The sequence below is a fragment of the Sphingobium sp. L-44 genome (assembly GCF_056859495.1).
The window spans coordinates 22,587-43,819 of sequence record NZ_JBSXOQ010000122.1 but is presented as its reverse complement, the minus strand read 5'-3'; the positions used below and the strand labels follow the sequence as shown (position 1 = coordinate 43,819).

Below are 21,233 nucleotides of genomic sequence, written 5' to 3'. Positions count from 1 at the left end.
CGACAGCGCAACGGATCAAAAAGTCAGGCCGACCCGCCGCCACTCACCAGATGGGCCGAATCGACCCCCGCGGCGGCATAGGCCGCGCGCCATTTGCGGTGCGCAGGCGTGTCGAACAGCAGGGCCGCATCGCCCTCGGCCAGGAACCAGCTTTCGCCCGCCATTTCCCGTTCCAGCTGGCCCGCGCCCCAGCCCGCATAGCCCAGCGCGACAAGATAGCGGCTCGGGCCGCGCCCTTCGGCAATCGCCTTCAATATGTCGAGCGAGCCGGAAAGACCCCAGTCCGGCCCGGACTGCACCATGTCCTGCCCGGCCCAATCGAGCGAATGCAGCACGAAGCCGCGCCGCGGCTCCACCGGTCCGCCCTTCAGGACGGGCTGGTCAGGAATGGCCGAAGCGTCGATATCGAAACTCTGGAGCAGGTCGCGCAAGCCGACCCCCTCGACCTCCTCGCTCAGGGAAATACCCAGCGCCCCATCCTCGTCATGCACGCATAGCGCAATCACGGAATGGTCGAAGCGCTCATCTTCCATGCCTGGCAATGCCAGTAGGAAGCGGCCGCCATAGAAGCGCGGATCGGTCATGCTGCGGAATATAGGCAGAAACGCGCCAATGCCAATCGGCGACCGTCGCGACAAAGGGGCATCGTGCCATATTCCGCACCCGCACCCTTGACAGCGAAGGCGCGAGCAACGAACTCCGCGACGCCACAGGCCAGGAGACAAGATATGACCATCGCCAAGGGTGACCGCCTTCCCAGCACCACCTTCACGAAGATGACCGAAAACGGCCCCGAACAGGTTGTTTCGGATGATTATTTCGCGGGCCGCACCGTTGCCCTCTTCTCGGTGCCCGGCGCCTTCACGCCGACCTGCTCGGCCAAGCATCTGCCCGGCTTCATCGAAAAGGCCGAGGCCCTGAAGGGCAAGGGCGTCGACGAGATCGCCTGCACCGCCGTCAACGATGCCTTCGTCATGGGCGCATGGGGCAAGTCGGCCGGCGCCGATGACAAGGTGACGATGCTGGCAGACGGCAATGGCAGCTTCGCGCAGGCCGTGGGCCTGACCATGGACGGCAGCAAGTTCGGCCTTGGCGAGCGTGGCCAGCGCTTCTCGATGATCGTCAAGGACGGCGTCGTCGAGGAACTGAACGTCGAAGCACCGGGCGACTTCAAGGTCTCCTCGGCCGACTTCATGCTCGAACAGCTCTGAATTTTCCGGTCGCGCGCCCGGCCAGATCGGTCGGGCGCGCGATTGTTTCGCTGGCATCTTCCTTCCGTCACACAAGTGCGGTAGCAAGAGGTGATGACACAGAGCATCGGCACAGCGATCGTCGCGCAACTCGACGCCATCTATCAGACATCCATCGAAAATCTGCGGGAGGCCATGCGTGCCTATGCCCGCGACGGCAGCATCCCGCCGCCCGAGGCGCGGGCAGACCGGCGCTTCTGCTACCCCGAACTGCGGGTCACCTATCAGGATGACAGCCAGGCACCACCGCCGGGCCGTTCGTTCGCGCGCCTGTCGAAGCCCGGCCGCTATGTGACCACGGTCACCCGGCCCGCCATGTTCGCCGATTATCTCGCCGAACAGATCGACCTTCTGGTCCGCGACTATGGCGTGGAGGTCGAAACCGGCCTGTCGGATCAGCAGATCCCCTTCCCCTATGTCCTCGACGGACTCGACATCAACGCGCTCGACGGCACGCCGCCGACCGAGCTGGCGCGCCACTTCCCGGCAACGGAACTGGCCGAGATCGGCGACGAGATCGCTGACGGACTGTTCACGCCGGATGCCGAAGGGGACCGTCCGCTCGCCCTGTTCGACGGGCTCCGCACCGACTTCTCGCTGGCGCGCCTGAAGCACTATACCGGCACCCCGGCCGAGCATGTGCAGCGCTATATCCTGTTCACCAACTATCATCGTTACGTCGACGAGTTCGTGGATTGGGCCTGCAAGGAACTGCAGCGCCCTGACAGCCGCTTCACTGCGCTGTCGGGTGCCGGTGGCGTCTTCGTTACGCCCGAAACCGCCGATCCCGCGCAGATGATCGCCGACAGCGCCTGGCGCAAGCATCAGATGCCGGCCTATCATCTGATCGCGCCGGATCGCAGCGGCATCACTCTTGTCAACATCGGTGTCGGCCCGTCCAACGCCAAGACCATCTGCGACCACTTGGCCGTCGTTCGCCCCGAAGCCTGGCTGATGATCGGCCATTGCGGCGGCCTGCGACCCAGCCAGCGGATCGGCGATTATGTGCTGGCCCACGCCTATCTGCGCGACGACCATGTCCTCGACGAGATGCTGCCGCCGGAAATCCCGGTGCCGGCGATCGCCGAGGTCCAGGTCGCGATGGCGAGCGCCGCCGAAGCGATATTGGGCGGTGGAAACCCGGAGGATTTCAAGCGCCGCCTGCGCACCGGCACCGTCGTCACCACCGACGATCGCAACTGGGAATTGCGCTATTCCAGTTCCGCCCTGCGCTTCAGCCTGTCGCGCGCGGTTGGCATCGACATGGAGTCCGCGACGATCGCGGCCCAGGGTTATCGCTTCCGCGTCCCTTATGGCACGCTGCTCTGCGTATCGGACAAGCCGATCCATGGCGAACTGAAGCTGCCCGGCCAGGCCAACCGCTTCTATGAGGAAGCCATTGCCGGCCATCTACGTGTCGGCCTGATGGCCTGCGAACTATTGCGTCAGGAAGGGCCAAAGCTGCACAGCCGCAAACTGCGCGCCTTCAACGAGCCGCCCTTCCGGTAAGGCAGGAACCCCCGCGTCGTTGCCCGATCCCGATGGATCAGGCGGCGGCGCGGGATACCGTGACCCGGTTCTTGCCGTCGCGCTTCGCAGCATAAAGCGCCGCATCCGCCCGCGCGACCAGATCGTCCAGTTCCCGATCATCCGGCCGCAAATCGGTAACGCCAAAGCTGGCGCGCAACAGCGCCTGGGGCGCTTCGCCAAGGCGCAGGCAACTGATTTCGGCGCGCACGCGCTCCATCGCATCGGCCGCGACTTCCGCGCCGGTATCCACCATCAGCAGGCCGAACTCGTCGCCACCCAGGCGGCCGACCACATCACCGCGCCGCACCGCGTTGGTCAGCAGATGGGCAAAGCCGCGCAGCGCGGCATCGCCCGCCATATGACCATAGCCGTCGTTCAGCCCCTTGAAGCCATCCAGGTCACAGATGACCAGCGCAACCGGTCGCCCCTGCCGCCTGGCGTTGGCGATCGCCCTTTCGGCTGCTTCCTCGATACCGCGACGGTTGAGGATATTGGTCAGCGGATCATGCATCATCTGCTGCCGAAGCTGCTGGGCAAGATCGCCCGCCACCACCAGCACGGCCGTAACCGCCGTGCCGACATAGACGGTCGGCATGAACAGCCCGAGGATCGCGCGATAGAGTTCCTTGCCGTCCTCCGGGCCGCGGATCAGGGCTGCCGATGTGGCCAGCGCCAGCTGACCCAGAGCAAAGGCGAGCAGCGCGGCGAAGAAGGCCAGTTCGGGCGGCGTGAAGGACCGGTTGCGCGGCCAGAGCGACAGCGCACTGACCGCCATGAGCAGACCGACATAGGCAGGAATGATCATCCCCTGCATGATCTGGCTACCCACTGGCCCGATCGCAATCGCCATTGCCAGGCTCACCAGGACAGCCGGGACGGCAAAGGCGAGCAACTGCAAGGGGCGGCCCGAACGCTGACGGATGCCGATCGCCAGCAGCGACGCGCTGACAATGAGGCCGATGCCGGTCAGGATGAACAGCCAGCGGCTGTGCAGGAAATAGCCACCGGCATTGGCGATCCATTGGAGGATGGCGACCGCATAGGATGCGGTCCAGGTCAGCACATGCCTCTGGCGACCGAAATGCAGCCATGAAACACCCATGGCGATAGTCATCACCAGGGCAGTACCGAAAAGCAGGGAAAGAATAACGGCCGGCGCGCTCATGCGCCGGCCATTTACCAATTTTTACGGCGACTTACCAGCCGCAGGACTTGCCCTTATTCTGCGTCTTCAACCATGTCTGAAGCGGCGCGAAATAATTGACCAGCGCCTTGCCCGACATCTCGCGGCTGCCGGTGAAGGCCTGCAGCGCATCGGACCAGGGCTTGGATGCACCCATCTTCAACATGGCATCAAGTTTCTCGCCTACGGCCTTGTTTCCATAGAAGGAGCAGCGATGGAGCGGTCCCTTCCAGCCGGACTGGCGGCAGGCCGCCTCATAGAATTGGAACTGCAGCACGCGTGCCAGGAAATAACGGGTATAGGGCGTATTGCCTGGAATATGGAATTTCGCGCCGGCATCGAACTTCGTCTCGTCACGGGACACCGGCGGAACGATGCCCTGATACTGACGGCGCAGGTCGGTCCAGGCCGACTCATATTTGGATTCCGGGATCGATCCGTCGAACACGCCCCAGCGCCATTTGTCGATAAGCAGGCCGAACGGAAGGAAGGCGACCTTGTCCATCGCTTGGCGCAGCAACAGACCCAGATCCTTGTCGGTGCCCGGCACCTTGGCGGGATCGAGCAGGCCGATCTTCACCAGATAGTCCGGCGTGATCGAGAGCGCGATGAAGTCACCGATTGCCTCGTGGAAGCCATCATTGGCGCCATCGAGATAGAGCGGCTTCTGGATATTATAGGCGCGCTGGTAATAATTATGGCCCAGCTCATGATGGATGGTGACGAAATCGTCGCCATTCACCTTGGTACACATCTTGATCCGGATATCGTCCCTGTTATCCAGATCCCAGGCGGAGGCATGGCAGATCACTTCGCGGTCGCGCGGCTTGGTAATCTGCGAACGATCCCAGAAGGTCTGGGGCAGCGGCGCAAAGCCGAGCGAGCTGTAGAAGCCTTCGCCCGTCTTCACCATCTTGATCGGATCGTAATTCTTGGCCGTCAGCAGGTCGGTGATGTCATAGCCCAAGTCACCGGCACCGGCGGGCGCGACGATATCATAGATATTACCCCATTCCTGCGCCCACATATTGCCAAGCAGATCGGCGCGGATCGGCCCGGTCTTGGCCTGAACGGCATCGCCATATTTCTCGTTGAGCTTGGTGCGGGTATAGCAGTGCAGATCATCGTAGAGCGGCTTCACCTCGGCCCAGATCTTGTCGGTCAGCTTGGCGAAGTCGTCAGCCGGCATGTCATATTTGGACCGCCACATCGCGCCGGTATCGGCAAAGCCCAGTTCCTTAGCGCCCTGGTTGGCGATCGTCACCAACTTGGCATAGTCGCCGCGCATCGGCGCGCCGACATTGTCGTGCCAGCTGACCCACATTTCCTTGAGCTCGTCCGGGTTGCGGTCCGTGCCCATTTTCTCTTCGATATCGCTGCCGTTGATCGGCTGGCCGTTGAGCGTACCCTTGCCCTTGCCATAGGTGGACTGCAGCTTGGTCGCGAGGTCATTGAGTTCCTGCGAGGCGCCCGGCGTGGTCGGCGCGGGCAAGGTCAGCGCCGTGCGCAGCAGCGTCAGGCGACGCTTGGTTTCCTCGGTCAGGCCCGGCGCGGTCGCGAACTTTGCCGCCTCCAGCGCATAGTCGACCCGCATCGTCGTATCGATCGCGCCGAAATAGGAAGCGAGCGCGTCGGTATCGTCGGTGATGTAGGTCGCGTTGATCCAGGCGGCCCGGCTGCTGATCAGCGACTGATCGAACAGCGCCTTCTCCGCCTTGGTCAGGAAGGCTTCGGCTTCGGCAGCGGTCGGCTGCTGCGCGGTCGGCGCCTGCTGCGCCAGCACCGGCGATGCAACAAGGGCAGCCGCAAGCGCGGCGATCGAAATGGCGATTTTCATGGAACTTGGCCCCTCAGGTCTTCTTATGGGGCCAAGGTGGATTAGGCGGGCGAGACAGTCAAGCGGTCAGGAAATCGACCATCGCCTGGCCCAGCTCATTGCGGGTGACGGCGTTCATATGATTGCCCGGAATCTCGACATAGCGGCCGTTGGGCAGTGCATCGACCAGTTCCTGCGCGATGCCGTTGTCCTGGTCGTCGGCGCCGCAGATCACTTCGGTCGGCTGCTGGAAACCGGCAATCGTCGCCTCGTCCGTGTCGACGAAGGTGTTGAGGATATGCAGCATCGCCACCGGATCGCCCTTGGTGGTCTTGAGGAACGCCTCGGTCATCCATTCCGACGTGCCGCGCTCGAACGTGCCCAGATTGGTCAGCACCTTCTTGTAATAGCCGCCCTTGTCAAGTGTCCTGGTCAGCCCGCGCAGACCCATGCCGGCCAGGATCACCCGGCGCGGAGTCGCGCCGCGCGCCAGCATCCGCACGGTCGTGCGCGCGCCCAGCGAGTAACCGCCCAGATCATAGTCGGTCAGCCCCATCTGCTCGACCAGCGCCAGATTGTCGTCGGTCAGCGCATCGGCCGGATAGGCCGCTGCGTCATGAGGCTTGCCGCTTTCGCCATGACCGCGCAGGTCCGGCATGATCAGGCGGAAACCTGCCTCCACCAGCTTGGCGGCATGGCCGTAGCGGATCCAGTTGGTCCAGGCATTGGAGAAATAGCCATGGATCAGCACCAGGTCGCGTCCCTCTCCCACGACATGCACCGCAATCGGCAGGCCGCCCAGGCCCTTGATATCATGGCGTTCGATCTGCAGGTCGGTCATTGCACTGGTCCTTCGGGGCGTGGGGTCTCGCCGATAGGATCTCCGCCGCGCCCGCGCAAGAGCGCGATCAGGGCAAGGGCGCTGCCGACCTGGGCGGCGGCCATGTCCTTCTGCGGATCCCACACATCGCCCTGCTGGCCATTATAATAGTCGGCGGTCTCGCCGGCGGCGATCACCGTCAGCAGCCATTCGAATATCTCGTAAAGCGCACTGCCAAGGCCGACCGCGGCAAAGGCGAAGGCCAGGCTCCAGCCATGGCGCAAGCCGCCCTTGCGTCGCACGACCTCCGCCACCGGCCCCGTCAGCAGCGCCCCGAAGGCGAAATGGACCAGCCGGTCATAGGCATTGCGATGGAGGCCGAGGAGGCCGGAAATATCATGGCCGCTGAGCATTCGCGCCCAATCATCATAGGGCACATAGGAATAGATCCAGCGCGCGCCGAAGGTGTGGAGCAGCAGGAACAGCCAGATGCAGCCGACCGAGCGGCTTGAAAGCGGCCAGCGCCGCAGCAGCCAGGGCGTGGCAAACGTCAGCAGCAAGGTCGGCCCATGCTGCAACGGCGCAAGGTCGGGAAAGGGCTGCGCGACGTTGGCCAACCCGATCGCCACCAACAAGGTGGCGATCATCCGGCGCTGAGCGACAGGAAGGGCCTTCCATGCCGCGACAGCGCCGGAGATCATCTTCGGGCTCAGTCCTTCTTGAGGTGGCGACGGCCCAGCAGTTCGGCGATCTGCACCGCGTTCAGCGCCGCGCCCTTGCGCAGATTGTCGCTGACGCACCACAGGTTGATGCCGTTCTCGATGGTCGAATCCTCACGCACGCGGCTGATGAAGGTCGCGAAATCGCCGACGCATTCAATCGGCGTGATGTAGCCACCGTCCTCGCGCTTATCGACCAGCATGATGCCCGGCGCCTCACGCAGGATGTCCTGCGCTTCCTTCGCCGAGATCTCATTCTCGAACTCGATGTTGATCGCTTCGCTATGGCCGACGAACACCGGCACACGCACGCAGGTCGCGGTCAGCTTGATCTTGGGATCGAGGATCTTCTTGGTTTCCGCGACCATCTTCCATTCTTCCTTGGTCGAACCATCGTCCAGGAAGACGTCGATGTGCGGGATCACGTTGAAGGCGATCTGCTTGGTGAACTTCTTCGGCTCGGCCGGATCGCCGACGAAGATGTTCCGCGACTGCTCGAACAGCTCGTCCATGCCTTCCTTGCCGGCGCCCGACACCGACTGGTAGGTGGCGACGACGACGCGCTTGATCTTGGCGGCGTCATGCAAGGGCTTCAGCGCCACGACCATCTGCGCGGTCGAGCAGTTGGGGTTGGCGATGATGTTCTTCTTCACATAGCCGTCGATCGCGTCCGGGTTCACTTCGGGCACGATCAGCGGCACGTCCGGGTCCATGCGATAGAGCGACGAATTGTCGATCACGACGCAGCCGGCCGCCGCCGCCTTGGGCGCATATTCGGCGGTCGGGCCGGAGCCGGCCGCGAACAGGGCGATGTCCCAGCCGGTGAAATCGAAATGTTCAATATTTTTGCATTTGAGTGTCTTGCCGGTGTCACCGAAATCAATTTCGGTGCCCTGCGACCGGGGCGATGCAACCGCCGCGATCTCGTCAATCGGGAATTCGCGTTCGGCGAGAATGGTCAGCATCTCGCGGCCCACATTACCGGTGGCACCAACGACGACGACCTTATAACCCATGACTTAACACTCCACTCCATGCAGTATTGCGGGGTGGCGCATAGCGCAGTGGCGCGATTTGTCCAGAAAGAAGGGCTATTGCCAGCGATAGTCACGGGGTGGGAGGTGGCGTCAGCACGATTGACGCCACCCATCCGTTACTCTCTACGCCCGGCCTTCACTTGGCCGGATCGACACCCTGATCGCGCAGGAAATTCTCGATCGTGGTCCAGAGGTGAACGCTGATCTTCGGCCCGCCGACGCGGTGTGTCTGCCCCGGATAGACCATCAGTTCGAACGGCACGGCCGCGCCCTGCATCTTCGCCATCAGCGCGGTCGAATTGTCGAACACGACATTGTCATCCGACATGCCGTGGATCAGCAGCAGCGGATCCTTTATCTTCACTGCCTCATCGACCGCATCGGAGCCCGGATAGGCGCTCGGCTTGTCCTGCGGCTGGCCCAGATAGCGTTCGGTATAATGAGTGTCGTAAAACTCCCACTTCGTCACCGGCGCGCCCGAGACGATCGCGGCGAACGTACCCGGCGCCTTTTCCGCCAGCTTGAGCGACATATAGCCGCCGTAGGACCAGCCATAGGTGGCGATCCGCTCGGGATCGACGAAGGGCTGGGCCTTGAGCCATTCGACGCCCTTCAACTGATCGTCGACCTCGACCGTGCCCATGGCGCGATGGATCTGGTCCTCGAATGCCTTGCCGCGATCGGGCGTGCCGCGATTGTCGATCGAGAAGACGATCCAGCCCTGGTCGACCAGATATTGGTTCAGCGCGCCACTCCATGTGTTGGTCACCTGGCGCCCGGCACCCGGACCGCCATAATGGATCATGAACACCGGATAGCGCTTGCCCGGCTGCATCGGCGGGGTCAGCATCTTGGTGTAGAGGGTGCTGCCATCGGCCGCCTTGACGGTGCCGAACACGGTCCTGGCGTGGCTCGCCAGATAGGGCGCGTAGGGATGATCGCCCTTCAGCGCATTTTCCGAAATCCATTGCAACTGTTTGCCGCCGCTGTCGGCCAGATAGACCTGCTTGGGCTGGTCGGCATTCTGGCGGGTGACGACGATCCGGCTGGCCGCGCCGTCCATCACCGCGTCGTTCCACCAACCCTTGGCGGTAAGCGCCTTGAGCGGGCCGGTCTTGGCCAGCGATGCGACATAGAGCTGCTGCTCCAGCGGCGTGTCGCGATTGCCGGTGAAATAGACCAGGCCCTTGCCCTCATCCACACCGACAATGTCGCGCACTTCCCACTCGCCGCTGGTCAGCGCGGTCCATTTGCCGCCCCGCACATGATAGAGATGGCCATGGCCGGTCTTTTCCGACCACCACAGGAAGCTGCCGTCGCTCAGCGGCGTGAAATTATTGCTGAGGTTGATCCAGCTTTTCGACGTTTCGGTGAGGACGACCTTCGCCTTGCCGGTCGCGGGATCGACCGCGAGCAGGTCAAGCCGCTGCTGATCCCGGCTTTCGCGCTGGACATAGAGGGTCTTGCCATCCTTCGACCAGTCGACGCGGGCGAGATAGACGTTCTTGTCTGCGCCGAGATCGACCTGGATCTGGCCCGAGCCGTCCGCCTTCATGACGAAAAGGTCGACGATCGCATTGGGGGTACCGGCGGCCGGATAGCGCTGCTGATAGACCTTGGTGCCCTCCCCGCCAATCGCGGTGCGGGTGACAATCCCGACCGGGCTTTCATCAACCCGCGCGACCGCGATCATCGCGTCGGTCGGTGACCACCAATAGCCGGTGCGCCGATCCATTTCCTCCTGCGCGACGAATTCGGACACGCCCCAGTTGACCGTATCGCTGGCGCCCTGGGTCAGTTGCTTCTCGCTGCCGTTCATCGGCTGCACGAACAAATTGCCGCCACGCACGAAGGACACGAATCCGCCCTTGGGGCTGACCACGCCGTTGAGTTCGCCGTCCGGCGTGTCGGTGAGACGGGTGACCTTGCCGTCGAGCGCGGCAAGATAGAGATCGCCATCGACCGGCACCAGGATGGTCTTGCCATCGGGCGACCAGTCATAGCTGGTGATACCGGTGCTGCCGGCGACCGAACGGTCGCGCTCGCGCTGCATCTTTTCCGCTTCGCTCAGTTCCGCACCGCTGCCGGTCTTTTTCGAATCGACCAGCATGCGCTCGGCGCCGGTTGCGGTGTCGATTGCCCAGAGGTCGAGGCGCTCCTTCTCGTCAGCACGCGGCTTGAGCAGGGTCACCAGCTTGCCGTCGGGCGAGAGCTTGAGCGCACGCGGCTGCGGGCCGGCGAGGTCGGGGCTTGCGAACACCCGCTCCAGCGTCAGCTTTTGCTGCGCCTGCGCGGCTGTGACGGGAAACAGCAGCAAGGCGCCCAACGCAGCGCCGGCCTTCAGATATGGGGACATGCTCATCCTTTCCGGGCAGCACCCGATCGGGCACCACAATATCGGCCGGGCTTAGCGCGATGCGACGGAAAAGATCAATCGGTTGGAAGAATATGTCCCCCTTCCACCGGACTCCCTGACACTCAGACCAGTCCATTCCGCACCTGCCATTTGCGCGCGATTGTCGGCCAGTCAGCAAAGGGCTGGGCCGGGTCGCCGCGCAGGCCGACGCCATGACTGCCTTCGTCGAACAAATGCATGTCGATCGCCCCCTGCGCGGCCCGCACCGCCCCGAACAAGGTCAGCGACTGGTCGACCGGCACGGTGCGGTCATGGACAGAATGGAAAAGGATCATCGGCGGCGTGGTCGACGCCACGATCTTGTCCAGCGAATAGGCAGCTATTTGCGCGTCGGTCGGATCGTCGCCGATCAGCGACCTTCGGCTGCCGCCATTGGTGGCGCCGGCCATCGTCACCACCGGATAGAGCAGGATCGCCCCGTCCGGCCGGGCCGACAGATGGTCCGCGCTCTCCGCCATCGGATAGATGCGGTCATTGGGCCGCATGCACAGGCTCCCGGCCAGATGACCACCGGCCGACCCGCCCAGCACCAGCACCCTTTGCGGATCGACGGTCCAGCCGCCGCTGCGCCCGGCCCGGATCAGTCGCATCGCCCGTTGCGCATCCTGCAACGCGACATCTGCCCCCGCCGCCCAGCGATCGGCCGGCAGGCGATAGCGCAGGACGAAGGCATGGATACCCATGTCAGCCATCCAGCGCGCGCATTCATAGCCTTCCCGGTCGATGCCTACCCGCGAATAGCCGCCACCCGGAATGATCAGCACTGCCGCGCCAGTCGGCTTGGCCGCCGCGAACCAGGACAGGGTCGGCCGCGTCACATGGATGCCGACGCGGTAGCGATAGCCCAGCGTGTCGATCTGGTCGTCCACCACTTCGGTGATGGCCGGTATCTTGCCGCCCGGCACGCCATCGGGCCAGAGCGGGATGATCTGCGTCGGCTCGTCGGTGGCCGCGGAAAAGCGGCCGAACAACGGTGAACTTGCCACCGCCGCCAGAAATTCGCGTCGACTGCCGATCATCCCGTCTCCCTTTCAGTTCGTGACCTGCGTCAGATAGACGCTGCCGGTGGTGCTGTTCACATCGGTCGGCGCGGCGCCATAGATGATGTCGGTGTCGGCCGACAGCGGCACCGTGGCAAGCCGGGTTATCGCCTTGCCGGGGGCGAGGTCGGTGATCGTCCAGCCCGACGCCGTCGATGTCTTCAGCCCCTGGCGCAGCCCTTCGCCGGTGGTGGCGAAATAGACGCGGACCTGCGCCGCCGTGCGCGATATGCCCAGCGCCGCGGGCACATTGTTGCTGGCGGCGTAGATTTTTTCCCGGCTGGTCCAGCCGGTGCCGCTCCAGCGCACGCGCCACACATCGAAATTGGCGTCCCCGCTGCCATCGGTCGGGCGATAGCGATAGGCGATGGTCGGCTGGTTATAATCGTCGAGCGCCAGCTTGGCGCTCTGCAGTCCCTTGAGCGTCTGGTCGGTGGTGAAGACCTCGCCCGACTGGAGCGGCAGGAAGAAGAGCTTGGCATTGGCGAGGCCCACCGGCAGCATCGCCGCCGTGCCATCGGCATAGCTCCAGCCGCCGCCGGTCGGCGAGTAGCGCAGATAGCTGCCATAATGACGCAGCGACCGGGGCAGCGACTTGGCCCATTCCCACAGCAGATGGACGCTGCCGTCGCTGCCGAATGTCATGTCGTCCGGATAGACGACCGCATCATTGGCGGCGGCAAAGGTGCCGACATGGCTCCAAGCGCCGCTGCCGCCCGACATGGCCCAGCGATACAGTTCGCCCTCGCCATCATAGGTCGCCGCGTCGTAGCTGCGGATCATCAGATAGACGTCGCCATTGGGCGCCCGCTTGGCGACCGGATAGGTGTAGAGGCCAGTCGCCGGAATATCGGTCTGGCGGGTGAAGCTCATGCCACCGGGCGCATCGGCGCGGAAATAGCGCATGCCGTCCGACAGATTGTGCATGTCGGCCCAGACATGCAGCACGCCCGCGCCGTCGACCGCGATGGTCGGCTGCTTGTGGCCGATATCGTCCGCCTCGGTCCAGACCGTGCCATCGGGATTGCGCAGCACGGCGAAGGTCCAGATGCCGCTCGTGTCGCGCTTGCCGATCTTGATCTCGTGACTGCCGGCCGCGCCGGAGGCGGGCGGACTGTCGAAGGCGACATAGAGCGTGCCGTCGGGGGCCAGCGCGATCGGCACCCACCAGGCGGCCTGGTTGGAGGAGTCCGCGTCGCGCGGCACCCGCTCGACGCTGATGCTGGCAGCGAGCGCGGCGGCCATGGGCTCTTCCGCCGTCGCCTGGAGCGGGCTGCCAAGGCTAACCCAGTTGGCAATAGCGCTGGTCGATCCGCTGGCGCCGCCCGTGGTGGCCGTATTGCTCAGCAGCAGCGCGGCCGACGCCGTTCCGGCAAGGGCCAGTCCCCCTGCCAGTCCATAGAAACGCTTCATCTTCCTCTCCCACTTGTTGTTATGCGTGGACGAGTTGGCCTTCCCCCTTGGATCGGCGCGCGCTGCGCAGCGCCAGGAAAGCAAGCAGAAAGGCGATCGGATGGAGCAGCGCCATCAAGAGGAAGCTGCGCTCGAACGCGCCGCCTGCCACAAGCTGGCCGACCAACTGGGTCGACAGCAGGCCGCCAAGCCCGCTGCCCGCCGCCACCACGCCGAACACGGTGGCGACGATGCGGGTGGGGTAGAGATCGACGATCAGCGTGCTGATGTTGATCTGGAACACCAGATGGGCGAAGGCCACGGCAGAGGCGAGCGCGAACAGGATCGGCAGGGCCGGATGGCTGGCCGCGATCGCGCCCAGTGGCGCCACCAGCGCGGCCGCGCCCATCACGATGATGCGGCTGGTTGCCGGCGCCACGCCGCGCGCGATCAACCGGCTGGAGAAGAAGCCGCCCCCAATGCTGCCAAGGTCGGCCGCGAGATAGACGATCCACGCCATGGAGGCGACCGCGATCAGGGTCAGGCCATAGATATCGGTCAGATATTTGGGGAACCAGAAGAGGTAGAAATACCAGACCGGATCGGCGACCGCGCGGGCGCCGGCGAGCAGCCAGACCGACCGGTCGCGCAGGATACGGCCCCACAGCGCGCCTTCGCTGATCCGCTCTTCCTTGGCTTCCGGCGCGCTGCGCGGATAGATTGTCAGCCAGACGACCAGCCAAGCAAGGCCCGCCGCGCCGGTGGCGATGAACGCCGCGCGCCAGCCGAAATGCAGCGCGATGCCGGCGATCAGCGGTGGCGCCAGCGTTGCGCCGATCATCGCGCCGGCCGTATAGATGCCAAGCGCAATGCCGCGTTCCCTGGGTGGAAAATGTTCCGAAACCGCCTTGGGGCCGGCGGTATAATTGCCCGCCTCGCCCAGCCCCAGCGCGAAGCGCGTCGCGCCTAGTTCCCCTGCCGACCGGACGAAGCCGGTCAGCAGGTTCGCCAGCGACCACCAGCCCACGAACAGCGCCAAAGACAGGCGCGTGCCCAGCCAGTCGGTCACCCGGCCGGCCATCAGATAGGCGAAGGTATAGGCAATCAGGAAAGCCTGGACGACGCGCGCATAGGCGATGTCATCCATATGCAGGTCTTGCTGCACCGTCGTCGCCAGGATCGAGAGCGCCTGCCGGTCGAGATAGTTGATCACGGTCGAGGCGAACAGCATCGCCAGGATCGCCCATCTGATCTTGCGGGCCTTCCCCTCGATCATGCGGCCGCCGCCTCCATGCGCGCGGCGATCGCCGACAGGCCGGCGAGTGCGGTGCCGTCACCCGCCGCCTTGTCGGTAACGATCCCCAGACGCTCGCAGACCCGGCCGTAAAGATCGACCAGCAGTTCCGCGCCGACCAGCACGATGCTGTCCACCGCCATACCCCGCGCACGATGGGCAGCGACCGCGTCGCGGACCTCCGCACCGATCATCAATCCGGAAAGGAAGGAAGGCGCGGCGTCGCTGGTCAGTTCGCCCATCAGGATACGGCTGCGCAGCGCGAACAATCCATGCTCGATCGCCAAGGTCGGATCATCGACCACCAGCCCGGCACCGACATCGAAGGCGGCGATGTCGGTCGGCGCGGCCGGATCATAGGGCTTTGCCAGCGACCGACCGAGCAGGCCATAGGCAAGCAGCAACTCGCGCATTTCCCGCTGCATCGAGGTAACGAAATCCAGCACCGTCCGTCCCTGTGTCCGCGCCCATTTGGCATGGGTGCCCGGCAGGCAGATCAGCCGTTCGGCATCATCATCCGCCACGCCCGCCAGCCAGCCGAACAATTGCACTTCCTCGCCGCGCATCACATCGGGCTGGCCGAAGATGTTGCGGCAGGACAGGCCCGGCACGATCGCATCCGGGCATCCTGCCGCCTCGAACCGCAGCAGCGCGCCGGCCATCGCCTCCGGTCCGGCCGGGCAAGGCAGATAGGCCGCCTCGCGCCAACCGATGGTCGACCCGATCATGCCCGACAACAGCACCGGCATCGGACCATGACGATCGATCCAGTCCCCTGCCGCCGCGCGGAAGGCGGTTTCATGATCGGCCACATCCTTGGCACCCTTGCCACGCACCGTCTCGACCGGGATCAGCCGCCCCTCCTCCACCCGGCACAGGTGGAGGCGCATGTTGCTTGATCCCCAATCGCCCGCGATCAGCATGTTCATCCCGTCCTCAGAACTTGAAGTTGGCGCCGATGGCGAAGCGGCGGCCCTGCTCGGCATATAGAGCGATCGCTTCGGGCGCGCCGGTATAGCGGATCTGCTTCTCGTTGGTCAGGTTGCCGGCCTCGGCATAGATACCAAAGGCGCCAAAATCATAGCGGATCGATGCGTCGATCGTCTCATAGGGCTTGAAGAAGGAGCCTTCGCCGCCCGCCGTCACGCTGTCGAGATAGCCCGAGCGATAATTATAGGCGACGCGCAGGCCGAACCCATCCTTTTCATAATAGCCGACCAGATTGGCATTATGCTTGGACAGCCCTTCCAGTGGCAGGGTAGCGCCGGTGCGGGCATTCACGAACGGCGTGCTGCTGTCGATATAGCTGTAGTTCGCCAGAATGCCGAAGCCGCTGACAAAGCCATCGAGGAAGTTGAACGGCAACTGCAGCATCACTTCCGCGCCCTTGAGCTTGCCGCCCTCGCCATTGACCTTGCGCGTGACCAGGAATTGCTGGGCCTCGCCCGGCACATCCTCGAAGGTCGAGCGGGTGGTCAGGAAGGAGCCGATATCCTTGTAGAAAAGGCCGACCGTCAGCGCCGAGCCCTGGCGGAAATACCATTCCAGCGACACGTCATACTGATCCGCGCGGAAGGGTTTGAGGTTCGGATTGCCGCCGGTCCCGGTGTAGACGATGCGGTTGAGCAGCAAGCCGGGGCTCAGATCCTGCGAGTCCGGCAGGCCGACGACCTTGGCCGCACCGACACGGGCCACCAGCTTGTCGGTCAGGTCGAATTTCAGCACCGCGCTCGGCAGCCAGTCCTCATAGGAGGGCGAGGCGGTGACCGGCTGGAACGTGCCGTCGGCGCGGCGCAGCGCGGACACCGCATCACGGTCGGTGCGGGTGTAACGCAGGCCGATATTGCCGGAGAAGGGAATGCTGCCCAGGTCACCCTTCAGATTGAGCTTCACATAGCCCGCCTTGGTGACTTCATCGAGCTTGTAGGAGGCGGTGGGGTCCAGCACGCGCGGCGTGCAACTGCCCAATATCGCCTCGCAGGCAAAGTCCGCGCCGGTGCCGAACGGATTGCCGACCAGATAGGATTGGGCGAAGGGCGCCTTGCCACCGAGCAGATCGGGGAAGCTGCCGACCTCATAGAGCGCCGCATCCCGATCGGTCAGGCGGACCGAGGAGGTGAGCTGTGACAGCAGCGAATTGCGCGCGGTCTTGAGCTTGGCGATACGGCCGCCGACCTCGAAGGAGTCCAGCACGCCGCTTTCGATCGCATAGCGCAGATCGACCCGGCCGGCATATTCCTTCGCATTGGATTCAAAGCGGTTATCGAAGAAGTTGGAATAATTGTAGAGCGACGGATCGAGCAGGTCGACGCCCGACGGCAGGGTCAGTTGCGGCACACCGCCGCCGGTGAAATCGAACGAGGTCAGGTAGGATGCCCGCGTCTGGGTGCGGACATAGGTCTGGTTGTAATTGAGCTGGGCGTCCGAATAGCTGCCCTCTGCCTTGATCGTCCACGGCCCCTTCTCATAACGCAGGTTGAGCGCGCTGGAGAGCGAGTCATCCTTGATCGTCAGCCGCTCGTCATTGCCCTGCAGCGGCCGGCGAACCGTGCCCGCGACCAGCACCTCATTGGGCGAGAAGCTGTAGTCGACATAGTCCGCGCCATTGCTGGTCAGCGCGACGGCGAACCAGTTGCGTCGGCGTTTGGCCTTGCCGGCGGCATAGACGGTGTCCAGCGACAGCTCCAGTTCGTCGGTGGGTCGCCATTGCAGCACGACATTGGCGCCCAGTCGCTTGCGGCGTTCGCGCAGCCGCTGATAGCGAAGGTCGGCGATATAGGTGCCGGCCAGACCGTCGCCATTGGGATCATTGTCGGCCACGCCATCGCCATTGGGGTCGAACGCGCCGGTCAGCGGCAGGAAGCCGGCGAAGCTGTTGAAGCTGTCTTCCTGGATCGGCCGGTCGGACGCAGTCACATTCACCAGCACGCCGAACCGGTCATCGAAATTGCGCGAATAGAGCAGCGAACCGCTGACACCCTTGCGGTCGAGCATGTCGGCATAGCTACCCTCGATCCGGCCGGCGACCATCGTGTTCGGCGCGTCGAGCGGCTTGCGGGTGATGATGTTGACCGTGCCGCCCAGCGACCCGTCAATCTGGTCGGCCGACAGCAGCTTGGTGACTTCCAGGCGGCTGATCAGTTCGGCGGGATAAAGCGACAGCGGATTGAAATCGGCATCGGCCGGCACGCCGGGACCACGACCAAAGGGGCTGACCAGCGAGCGCCCATTCACCTCGGTCCGGTTCTGACGCAGGCCGCGGATCGAGACGCTGGTGCCATCGCCCAGCGAGCGGCGGATTTGCACGCCCGATACGCGCTGGAGCGATTCCGCGATATTCTGGTCGGGCAGCTTGCCGACATCTTCGGCCACGATCGAGTCAACGAAGGTGACAGCCTGGCGCTTGGTCTCGATACCCTTGCTCAGGCTCTGGCGAATGCCGGTGACGACGATATCGGCGACCGCGCCGTCGGCCGCCTGGGCGGGCTGCGGCTCTGCGGTGTCCTGGGCGGCTACGATCGTCGGAAACGCGGCCGTGGTGGCCAGTACCAACAGGCTCGCGCATTTTGCTACCTTGCGCATCTTCATCCCCTCCTGTGCGAGCATTGTGCTTCTGAGAGGGAAATTGTTGCACAATTAGCGACGTGTCAATCCCGAAATCTGAAATTTGTTGCTTCTATATCGATTTAATTGGCCAATTTTGCGGAGTAAAATCGATATCGCGGCATATTTGTATCACATGAAGCAACACCTACTCTCCGATGCGCTGCGCCGCCTCACGCAGGGCCTCGACCAGCGGCGCCGTCGCCCCCTCAGGAATCCAGCCCGACATGGCAATGCCGGCATGGACCGGATCGCCCATCGACACGGACACGATATGATGGTCGCGCTCATCCGCCACATGGACGCGCGCATAGCCCAGCGCACGAACCTCGCTCAGCTTGGCGAGCAGGCTGTCGATGCCGTCCGGGAACATCGGAATGTCGCGCCCGTCATAGAGTTCGCGCACATCGGCATCCTCCAGTTCCGCGAGCAGGGCGATGCCGATGCCGCTGGTGGTTGCCGGCAACAGGCCGATGCGCCCCAGGCCGCGCGACGCCTCAATCCCCGGCGGGGCGTGGAAGAGATAGGAGACGCTGTCGTTCCACAGCACGCCCATCGCCACCGTATGGCCATAGCGGCGCAGTTGCTCCAGTTCCGGCAGGGCGCGACGGATCAGGCCGGACGCGAACAGGCTCTGCGCCGCCAGCACATGCATGCCCGGCCCGGCGGTATATTTGCGGTTCGCGGTCTGACGCGCGATGCCCAGATAGGCGAGCGTCTTGAGCAGGCGGTTGATCTTGGTCGGATCGGAATCCAGCTGTCGCGCCAGTTCGCGACAGCCGATCGGCTCGGGCGAGGAAGCGAGCGCCTGAAGCGTGGTGATCCCGTCGATCAGGCTCTGGTTGGGCTGGGCGTTGATTTTCGTGCGCATGGCCGTTTCTAGCGTCCGACCACGGCTTTTAGCCAGCCCAGATCTTTCATTGCCGCCCCCGCGTTACATGTTTCCAGAAGGCCGCGTTCGGCGCCACCCCCAGCCCCGGCCCTTCGGGCAAGGCGAAGGCGCCGGCCGTGCAGGACAGGCGCCCGTCGAGCAATTGTGCCGAACGCGGCAGGATCGAATGCTGATATTCATGATAGGGCAGGTCGCGCACCGCTGCGGCGGCATGCAGGCTGGCCGCCGCGAAGATGCCGACGCCGATGGTCGCATGCGGCATCACCCGGACATGATGCGCCTCCGCCAGCCGGGCGATGCGCATGAACTGGGTGATGCCGGTATGGCCCATTTCGGGCTGCACGATCGATACCGCGCGCGCTTCCAGTCTTGGCCGGGCGTCGAACACGCTGCGCCATTCCTCGCCCGCGGCGATCGGCGTTGCGACGCGGGCGGCGACATCGGCCAGCCCCGCCACATCCTCGGGCTTGACCGGCGCTTCGGCGAAATAGAGGTCATGCGGTTCCAGCCGGCGGATGAGCGCCACTGCCTCGGCCGCCGAATACATCCAGTGAAGATCCACCATCAGCTTGACGTCCGGGCCGATCGCCGCGCGCAACGCCTTCGCTTCCGCCTCGATCCCGTCAAAGCTGACCACGCCGGCAAACTTGATCGCGTCGAACCCTTGGTCGACGAAGCGCTTCGCCAGCGCACAGCGCGCCTCCAATGTCGGTTCGGGCAGTCCGGAGACATAGGCCGGAATGGTCTCGCGCCGCTGCCCGCCCAGCACGCGGCAGAGCGGCAGGCCGACGGCGCGGGCATGGATATCCCACAGCGCGATGTCGACCGCCGCCATCGCATCCAGCCAGAAGCCGCCCTGATAGCCGCGCACCCGCATCAGGTCGTAAAGATCTTCCCAGATCACCTCGACATCATGGGCCGATCGACCGACCAGGATTGGCGCGATGACATTGTCGACCAGCTCGTGGATCGCCCCCGGCGCGACCAGGCCATAGGTTTCGCCCCAGCCGACCAGTCCCGACCGGCTGGTGGCGCGCACCACCACCGATCGGTCGACCGTCGGATAGATGGTGCCATTGCGGCGCCGGACGATATAGCCGGCGGCATTCACTTCCTCGCCCGGCCCCAATGCGCCCAGATACGGCACATCGCGAGGTATGGTGACGGTGAAGACGTCCAGCCGCTCGATCACATCGCCCATCGCGCCCATATCCTTCAGCCCTGCACCACGCCGATACCGGTCCAATCGTCGATCCGCGCGAGGATGCGGTCAAGCTCGCGCTGGTCGCCTTCGTCCAGTTCCGGGCCGGGCGCGCGGGTGAAGGCGTCGGCGATCAGGCCGCGCCGACGCAACACTTCCTTGGTCAGGCGCCAGCGGAACACTGCCTGCATCATCAGCAGCGGCAGCATCCGTTCATAATGGGCGCGCACCGCATCGCCGTCGCCGGCCAGATGGGCGGCCATCAGCGCGACATGCGCCTCGGGCAGTTCGGCCGCCGGCATGGTGCCGATCGCACCGCGCGCCAGTTCGTCGGTGATGTAGCGGCCACCGGCCCCGCCGAACACGCCCAGCAAATGCTCTGGCGCGGCGGCGCGGATCGCACTGATCCGCTGGCCGCACGGCATATTCTCTTCCTTGACCCAGTGGATGGCGGGGACGGCGCCGACCACGGCGATGACATCCTCGGCGCTCAGGCCCGCCCCCATCGGCCGGGGCGCGTTCTGCAGCATCAGCGGCAGGCCGACCTCGCCGAGCGTGCGATAATGGGCGGCGAGTGCGTCATTGTCGCCGGCCAGCGCGCCCGGCGTCATCACCATCGCGCCGACGGCACCCGCCGCCTTGCCCGCACGGATCAGCGCCAGGCTTTCCTCGACGTCCGGGCTGGACCCGCCGATGATGAAGCCGATGCGGCCATCGATGCGCGTGGCGATCCGGGTAATGAGGCCGATCCGCTCATCGAGCGAGAGCATGTCATATTCGCTGGCGAGGCCCGGAAAGACTGCGCCATCGACACCGCAATCGACGACGAAATCGACAATCGCATCCATGCCGCTATCGTCGATAGCGCCCGACGCATCGAACGGCGTGGGCAGAACCGGATATACGCCACTGACCTTCATGGAACCCCTTCCTCTCCTGTTTCCATTTCAATTATCGCTCATTTAGCAACACGTCAATCTAGCATTGTCAGAATTATGCCATTGCGAGCACATCTCTAGATGATATGTTGCTTTTATAAA

Annotated in this window: 17 protein-coding genes; 2 read left to right on the top strand and 15 right to left on the bottom strand. The window is 64.3% G+C overall.

Features of this window, described 5'->3' with window-relative positions; all coding sequences use genetic code 11:
- Positions 1-23 precede the first annotated feature (23 nt).
- Positions 24-584: a YqgE/AlgH family protein gene (locus tag AC13EK_RS23635; protein ID WP_004207178.1), complete on the bottom strand. Its 561-nt coding sequence runs from the start codon at positions 582-584 to the stop codon at positions 24-26.
- Positions 585-728: 144 nt separating this feature from the next.
- Here AC13EK_RS23635 and AC13EK_RS23630 point away from each other — a divergent pair, with 144 nt between their 5' ends.
- Together AC13EK_RS23630 and AC13EK_RS23625 are read left to right on the top strand one after the other, a co-directional pair.
- The gene (locus AC13EK_RS23630; protein WP_069336045.1) at positions 729-1,211 is read left to right on the top strand and encodes a peroxiredoxin; all 483 of its coding nucleotides are present in this window, start codon (positions 729-731) and stop codon (positions 1,209-1,211) included.
- A gap of 93 nt (positions 1,212-1,304) precedes the next feature.
- A complete protein-coding gene (locus tag AC13EK_RS23625) occupies positions 1,305-2,759 on the top strand; it encodes an AMP nucleosidase (RefSeq protein ID WP_010338771.1) in 1,455 nt (484 codons plus the stop codon).
- A gap of 37 nt (positions 2,760-2,796) precedes the next feature.
- Here the strand turns inward: AC13EK_RS23625 and AC13EK_RS23620 are convergent, their stop codons facing one another.
- The 14 genes from AC13EK_RS23620 to AC13EK_RS23555 all read right to left on the bottom strand — a co-directional run bounded on the left by AC13EK_RS23620 (position 2,797) and on the right by AC13EK_RS23555 (position 21,113).
- Complete coding sequence (locus tag AC13EK_RS23620; protein WP_069336046.1) at positions 2,797-3,945, bottom strand: GGDEF domain-containing protein; 1,149 nt, start codon at positions 3,943-3,945, stop codon at positions 2,797-2,799.
- Between the two features lie 31 nt (positions 3,946-3,976).
- On the bottom strand, positions 3,977-5,800 hold the full coding sequence (locus AC13EK_RS23615; protein ID WP_483022409.1) for a M2 family metallopeptidase: 1,824 nt from the start codon (positions 5,798-5,800) through the stop codon (positions 3,977-3,979).
- 58 nt (positions 5,801-5,858) lie between these two features.
- Entirely contained in the window at positions 5,859-6,620 is a 762-nt protein-coding gene (locus tag AC13EK_RS23610; protein WP_069336048.1) for an alpha/beta fold hydrolase, read from the bottom strand.
- The gene (locus tag AC13EK_RS23605; protein WP_069336049.1) at positions 6,617-7,300 is read right to left on the bottom strand and encodes a DUF2238 domain-containing protein; all 684 of its coding nucleotides are present in this window, start codon (positions 7,298-7,300) and stop codon (positions 6,617-6,619) included. The genes AC13EK_RS23610 and AC13EK_RS23605 overlap by 4 nt, the downstream gene beginning before the upstream one ends.
- An 8-nt stretch (positions 7,301-7,308) precedes the next feature.
- Positions 7,309-8,334: an aspartate-semialdehyde dehydrogenase gene (locus AC13EK_RS23600; RefSeq protein ID WP_483022408.1), complete on the bottom strand. Its 1,026-nt coding sequence runs from the start codon at positions 8,332-8,334 to the stop codon at positions 7,309-7,311.
- Between the two features lie 157 nt (positions 8,335-8,491).
- Positions 8,492-10,711, bottom strand: a complete 2,220-nt coding sequence (locus AC13EK_RS23595; RefSeq protein WP_069336050.1) for a S9 family peptidase — start codon at positions 10,709-10,711, stop codon at positions 8,492-8,494.
- A 122-nt stretch (positions 10,712-10,833) separates the two neighbouring features.
- Positions 10,834-11,790, bottom strand: coding sequence for an alpha/beta hydrolase (locus AC13EK_RS23590; protein WP_069336051.1), 957 nt, complete (start codon positions 11,788-11,790; stop codon positions 10,834-10,836).
- Positions 11,791-11,802: 12 nt separating this feature from the next.
- A complete protein-coding gene (locus AC13EK_RS23585) occupies positions 11,803-13,224 on the bottom strand; it encodes a BNR-4 repeat-containing protein (protein WP_069336052.1) in 1,422 nt (473 codons plus the stop codon).
- Between the two features lie 19 nt (positions 13,225-13,243).
- A complete protein-coding gene (locus AC13EK_RS23580; protein ID WP_069336053.1) occupies positions 13,244-14,479 on the bottom strand; it encodes an MFS transporter in 1,236 nt (411 codons plus the stop codon).
- Entirely contained in the window at positions 14,476-15,426 is a 951-nt protein-coding gene (locus tag AC13EK_RS23575) for a 2-dehydro-3-deoxygalactonokinase (protein ID WP_483022407.1), read from the bottom strand. Before AC13EK_RS23575 ends, AC13EK_RS23580 begins: the two co-directional genes overlap by 4 nt.
- 7 nt (positions 15,427-15,433) lie before the next feature.
- Entirely contained in the window at positions 15,434-18,079 is a 2,646-nt protein-coding gene (locus AC13EK_RS23570) for a TonB-dependent receptor (RefSeq protein ID WP_234791998.1), read from the bottom strand.
- Positions 18,080-18,248: 169 nt separating this feature from the next.
- On the bottom strand, positions 18,249-18,971 hold the full coding sequence (locus AC13EK_RS23565) for an IclR family transcriptional regulator (protein ID WP_069336054.1): 723 nt from the start codon (positions 18,969-18,971) through the stop codon (positions 18,249-18,251).
- A gap of 46 nt (positions 18,972-19,017) precedes the next feature.
- Entirely contained in the window at positions 19,018-20,238 is a 1,221-nt protein-coding gene (locus AC13EK_RS23560; RefSeq protein WP_234792000.1) for a mandelate racemase/muconate lactonizing enzyme family protein, read from the bottom strand.
- Entirely contained in the window at positions 20,208-21,113 is a 906-nt protein-coding gene (locus AC13EK_RS23555) for a dihydrodipicolinate synthase family protein (RefSeq protein WP_069336055.1), read from the bottom strand. The genes AC13EK_RS23560 and AC13EK_RS23555 overlap by 31 nt, the downstream gene beginning before the upstream one ends.
- Between the last annotated feature and the right edge of the window lie 120 nt (positions 21,114-21,233).

What these genes read in the sequence shown, in the direction of transcription:
- AC13EK_RS23585 (WP_069336052.1), bottom strand. Translation starts at nt 13,224, where the DNA reads ATGAAGCGTTTCTATGGACTGGCAGGGGGACTGGCCCTTGCCGGAACG.
- AC13EK_RS23605 (WP_069336049.1), bottom strand. Translation starts at nt 7,300, where the DNA reads ATGATCTCCGGCGCTGTCGCGGCATGGAAGGCCCTTCCTGTCGCTCAG.
- AC13EK_RS23625 (WP_010338771.1), top strand. Translation starts at nt 1,305, where the DNA reads ATGACACAGAGCATCGGCACAGCGATCGTCGCGCAACTCGACGCCATC.
- AC13EK_RS23600 (WP_483022408.1), bottom strand. Translation starts at nt 8,334, where the DNA reads ATGGGTTATAAGGTCGTCGTCGTTGGTGCCACCGGTAATGTGGGCCGC.
- AC13EK_RS23565 (WP_069336054.1), bottom strand. Translation starts at nt 18,971, where the DNA reads ATGCGCACGAAAATCAACGCCCAGCCCAACCAGAGCCTGATCGACGGG.
- AC13EK_RS23620 (WP_069336046.1), bottom strand. Translation starts at nt 3,945, where the DNA reads ATGAGCGCGCCGGCCGTTATTCTTTCCCTGCTTTTCGGTACTGCCCTG.
- AC13EK_RS23580 (WP_069336053.1), bottom strand. Translation starts at nt 14,479, where the DNA reads ATGATCGAGGGGAAGGCCCGCAAGATCAGATGGGCGATCCTGGCGATG.
- AC13EK_RS23595 (WP_069336050.1), bottom strand. Translation starts at nt 10,711, where the DNA reads ATGTCCCCATATCTGAAGGCCGGCGCTGCGTTGGGCGCCTTGCTGCTG.
- AC13EK_RS23570 (WP_234791998.1), bottom strand. Translation starts at nt 18,079, where the DNA reads ATGCGCAAGGTAGCAAAATGCGCGAGCCTGTTGGTACTGGCCACCACG.
- AC13EK_RS23590 (WP_069336051.1), bottom strand. Translation starts at nt 11,790, where the DNA reads ATGATCGGCAGTCGACGCGAATTTCTGGCGGCGGTGGCAAGTTCACCG.
- AC13EK_RS23615 (WP_483022409.1), bottom strand. Translation starts at nt 5,800, where the DNA reads ATGAAAATCGCCATTTCGATCGCCGCGCTTGCGGCTGCCCTTGTTGCA.
- AC13EK_RS23610 (WP_069336048.1), bottom strand. Translation starts at nt 6,620, where the DNA reads ATGACCGACCTGCAGATCGAACGCCATGATATCAAGGGCCTGGGCGGC.
- AC13EK_RS23575 (WP_483022407.1), bottom strand. Translation starts at nt 15,426, where the DNA reads ATGAACATGCTGATCGCGGGCGATTGGGGATCAAGCAACATGCGCCTC.
- AC13EK_RS23555 (WP_069336055.1), bottom strand. Translation starts at nt 21,113, where the DNA reads ATGAAGGTCAGTGGCGTATATCCGGTTCTGCCCACGCCGTTCGATGCG.
- AC13EK_RS23630 (WP_069336045.1), top strand. Translation starts at nt 729, where the DNA reads ATGACCATCGCCAAGGGTGACCGCCTTCCCAGCACCACCTTCACGAAG.
- AC13EK_RS23635 (WP_004207178.1), bottom strand. Translation starts at nt 584, where the DNA reads ATGACCGATCCGCGCTTCTATGGCGGCCGCTTCCTACTGGCATTGCCA.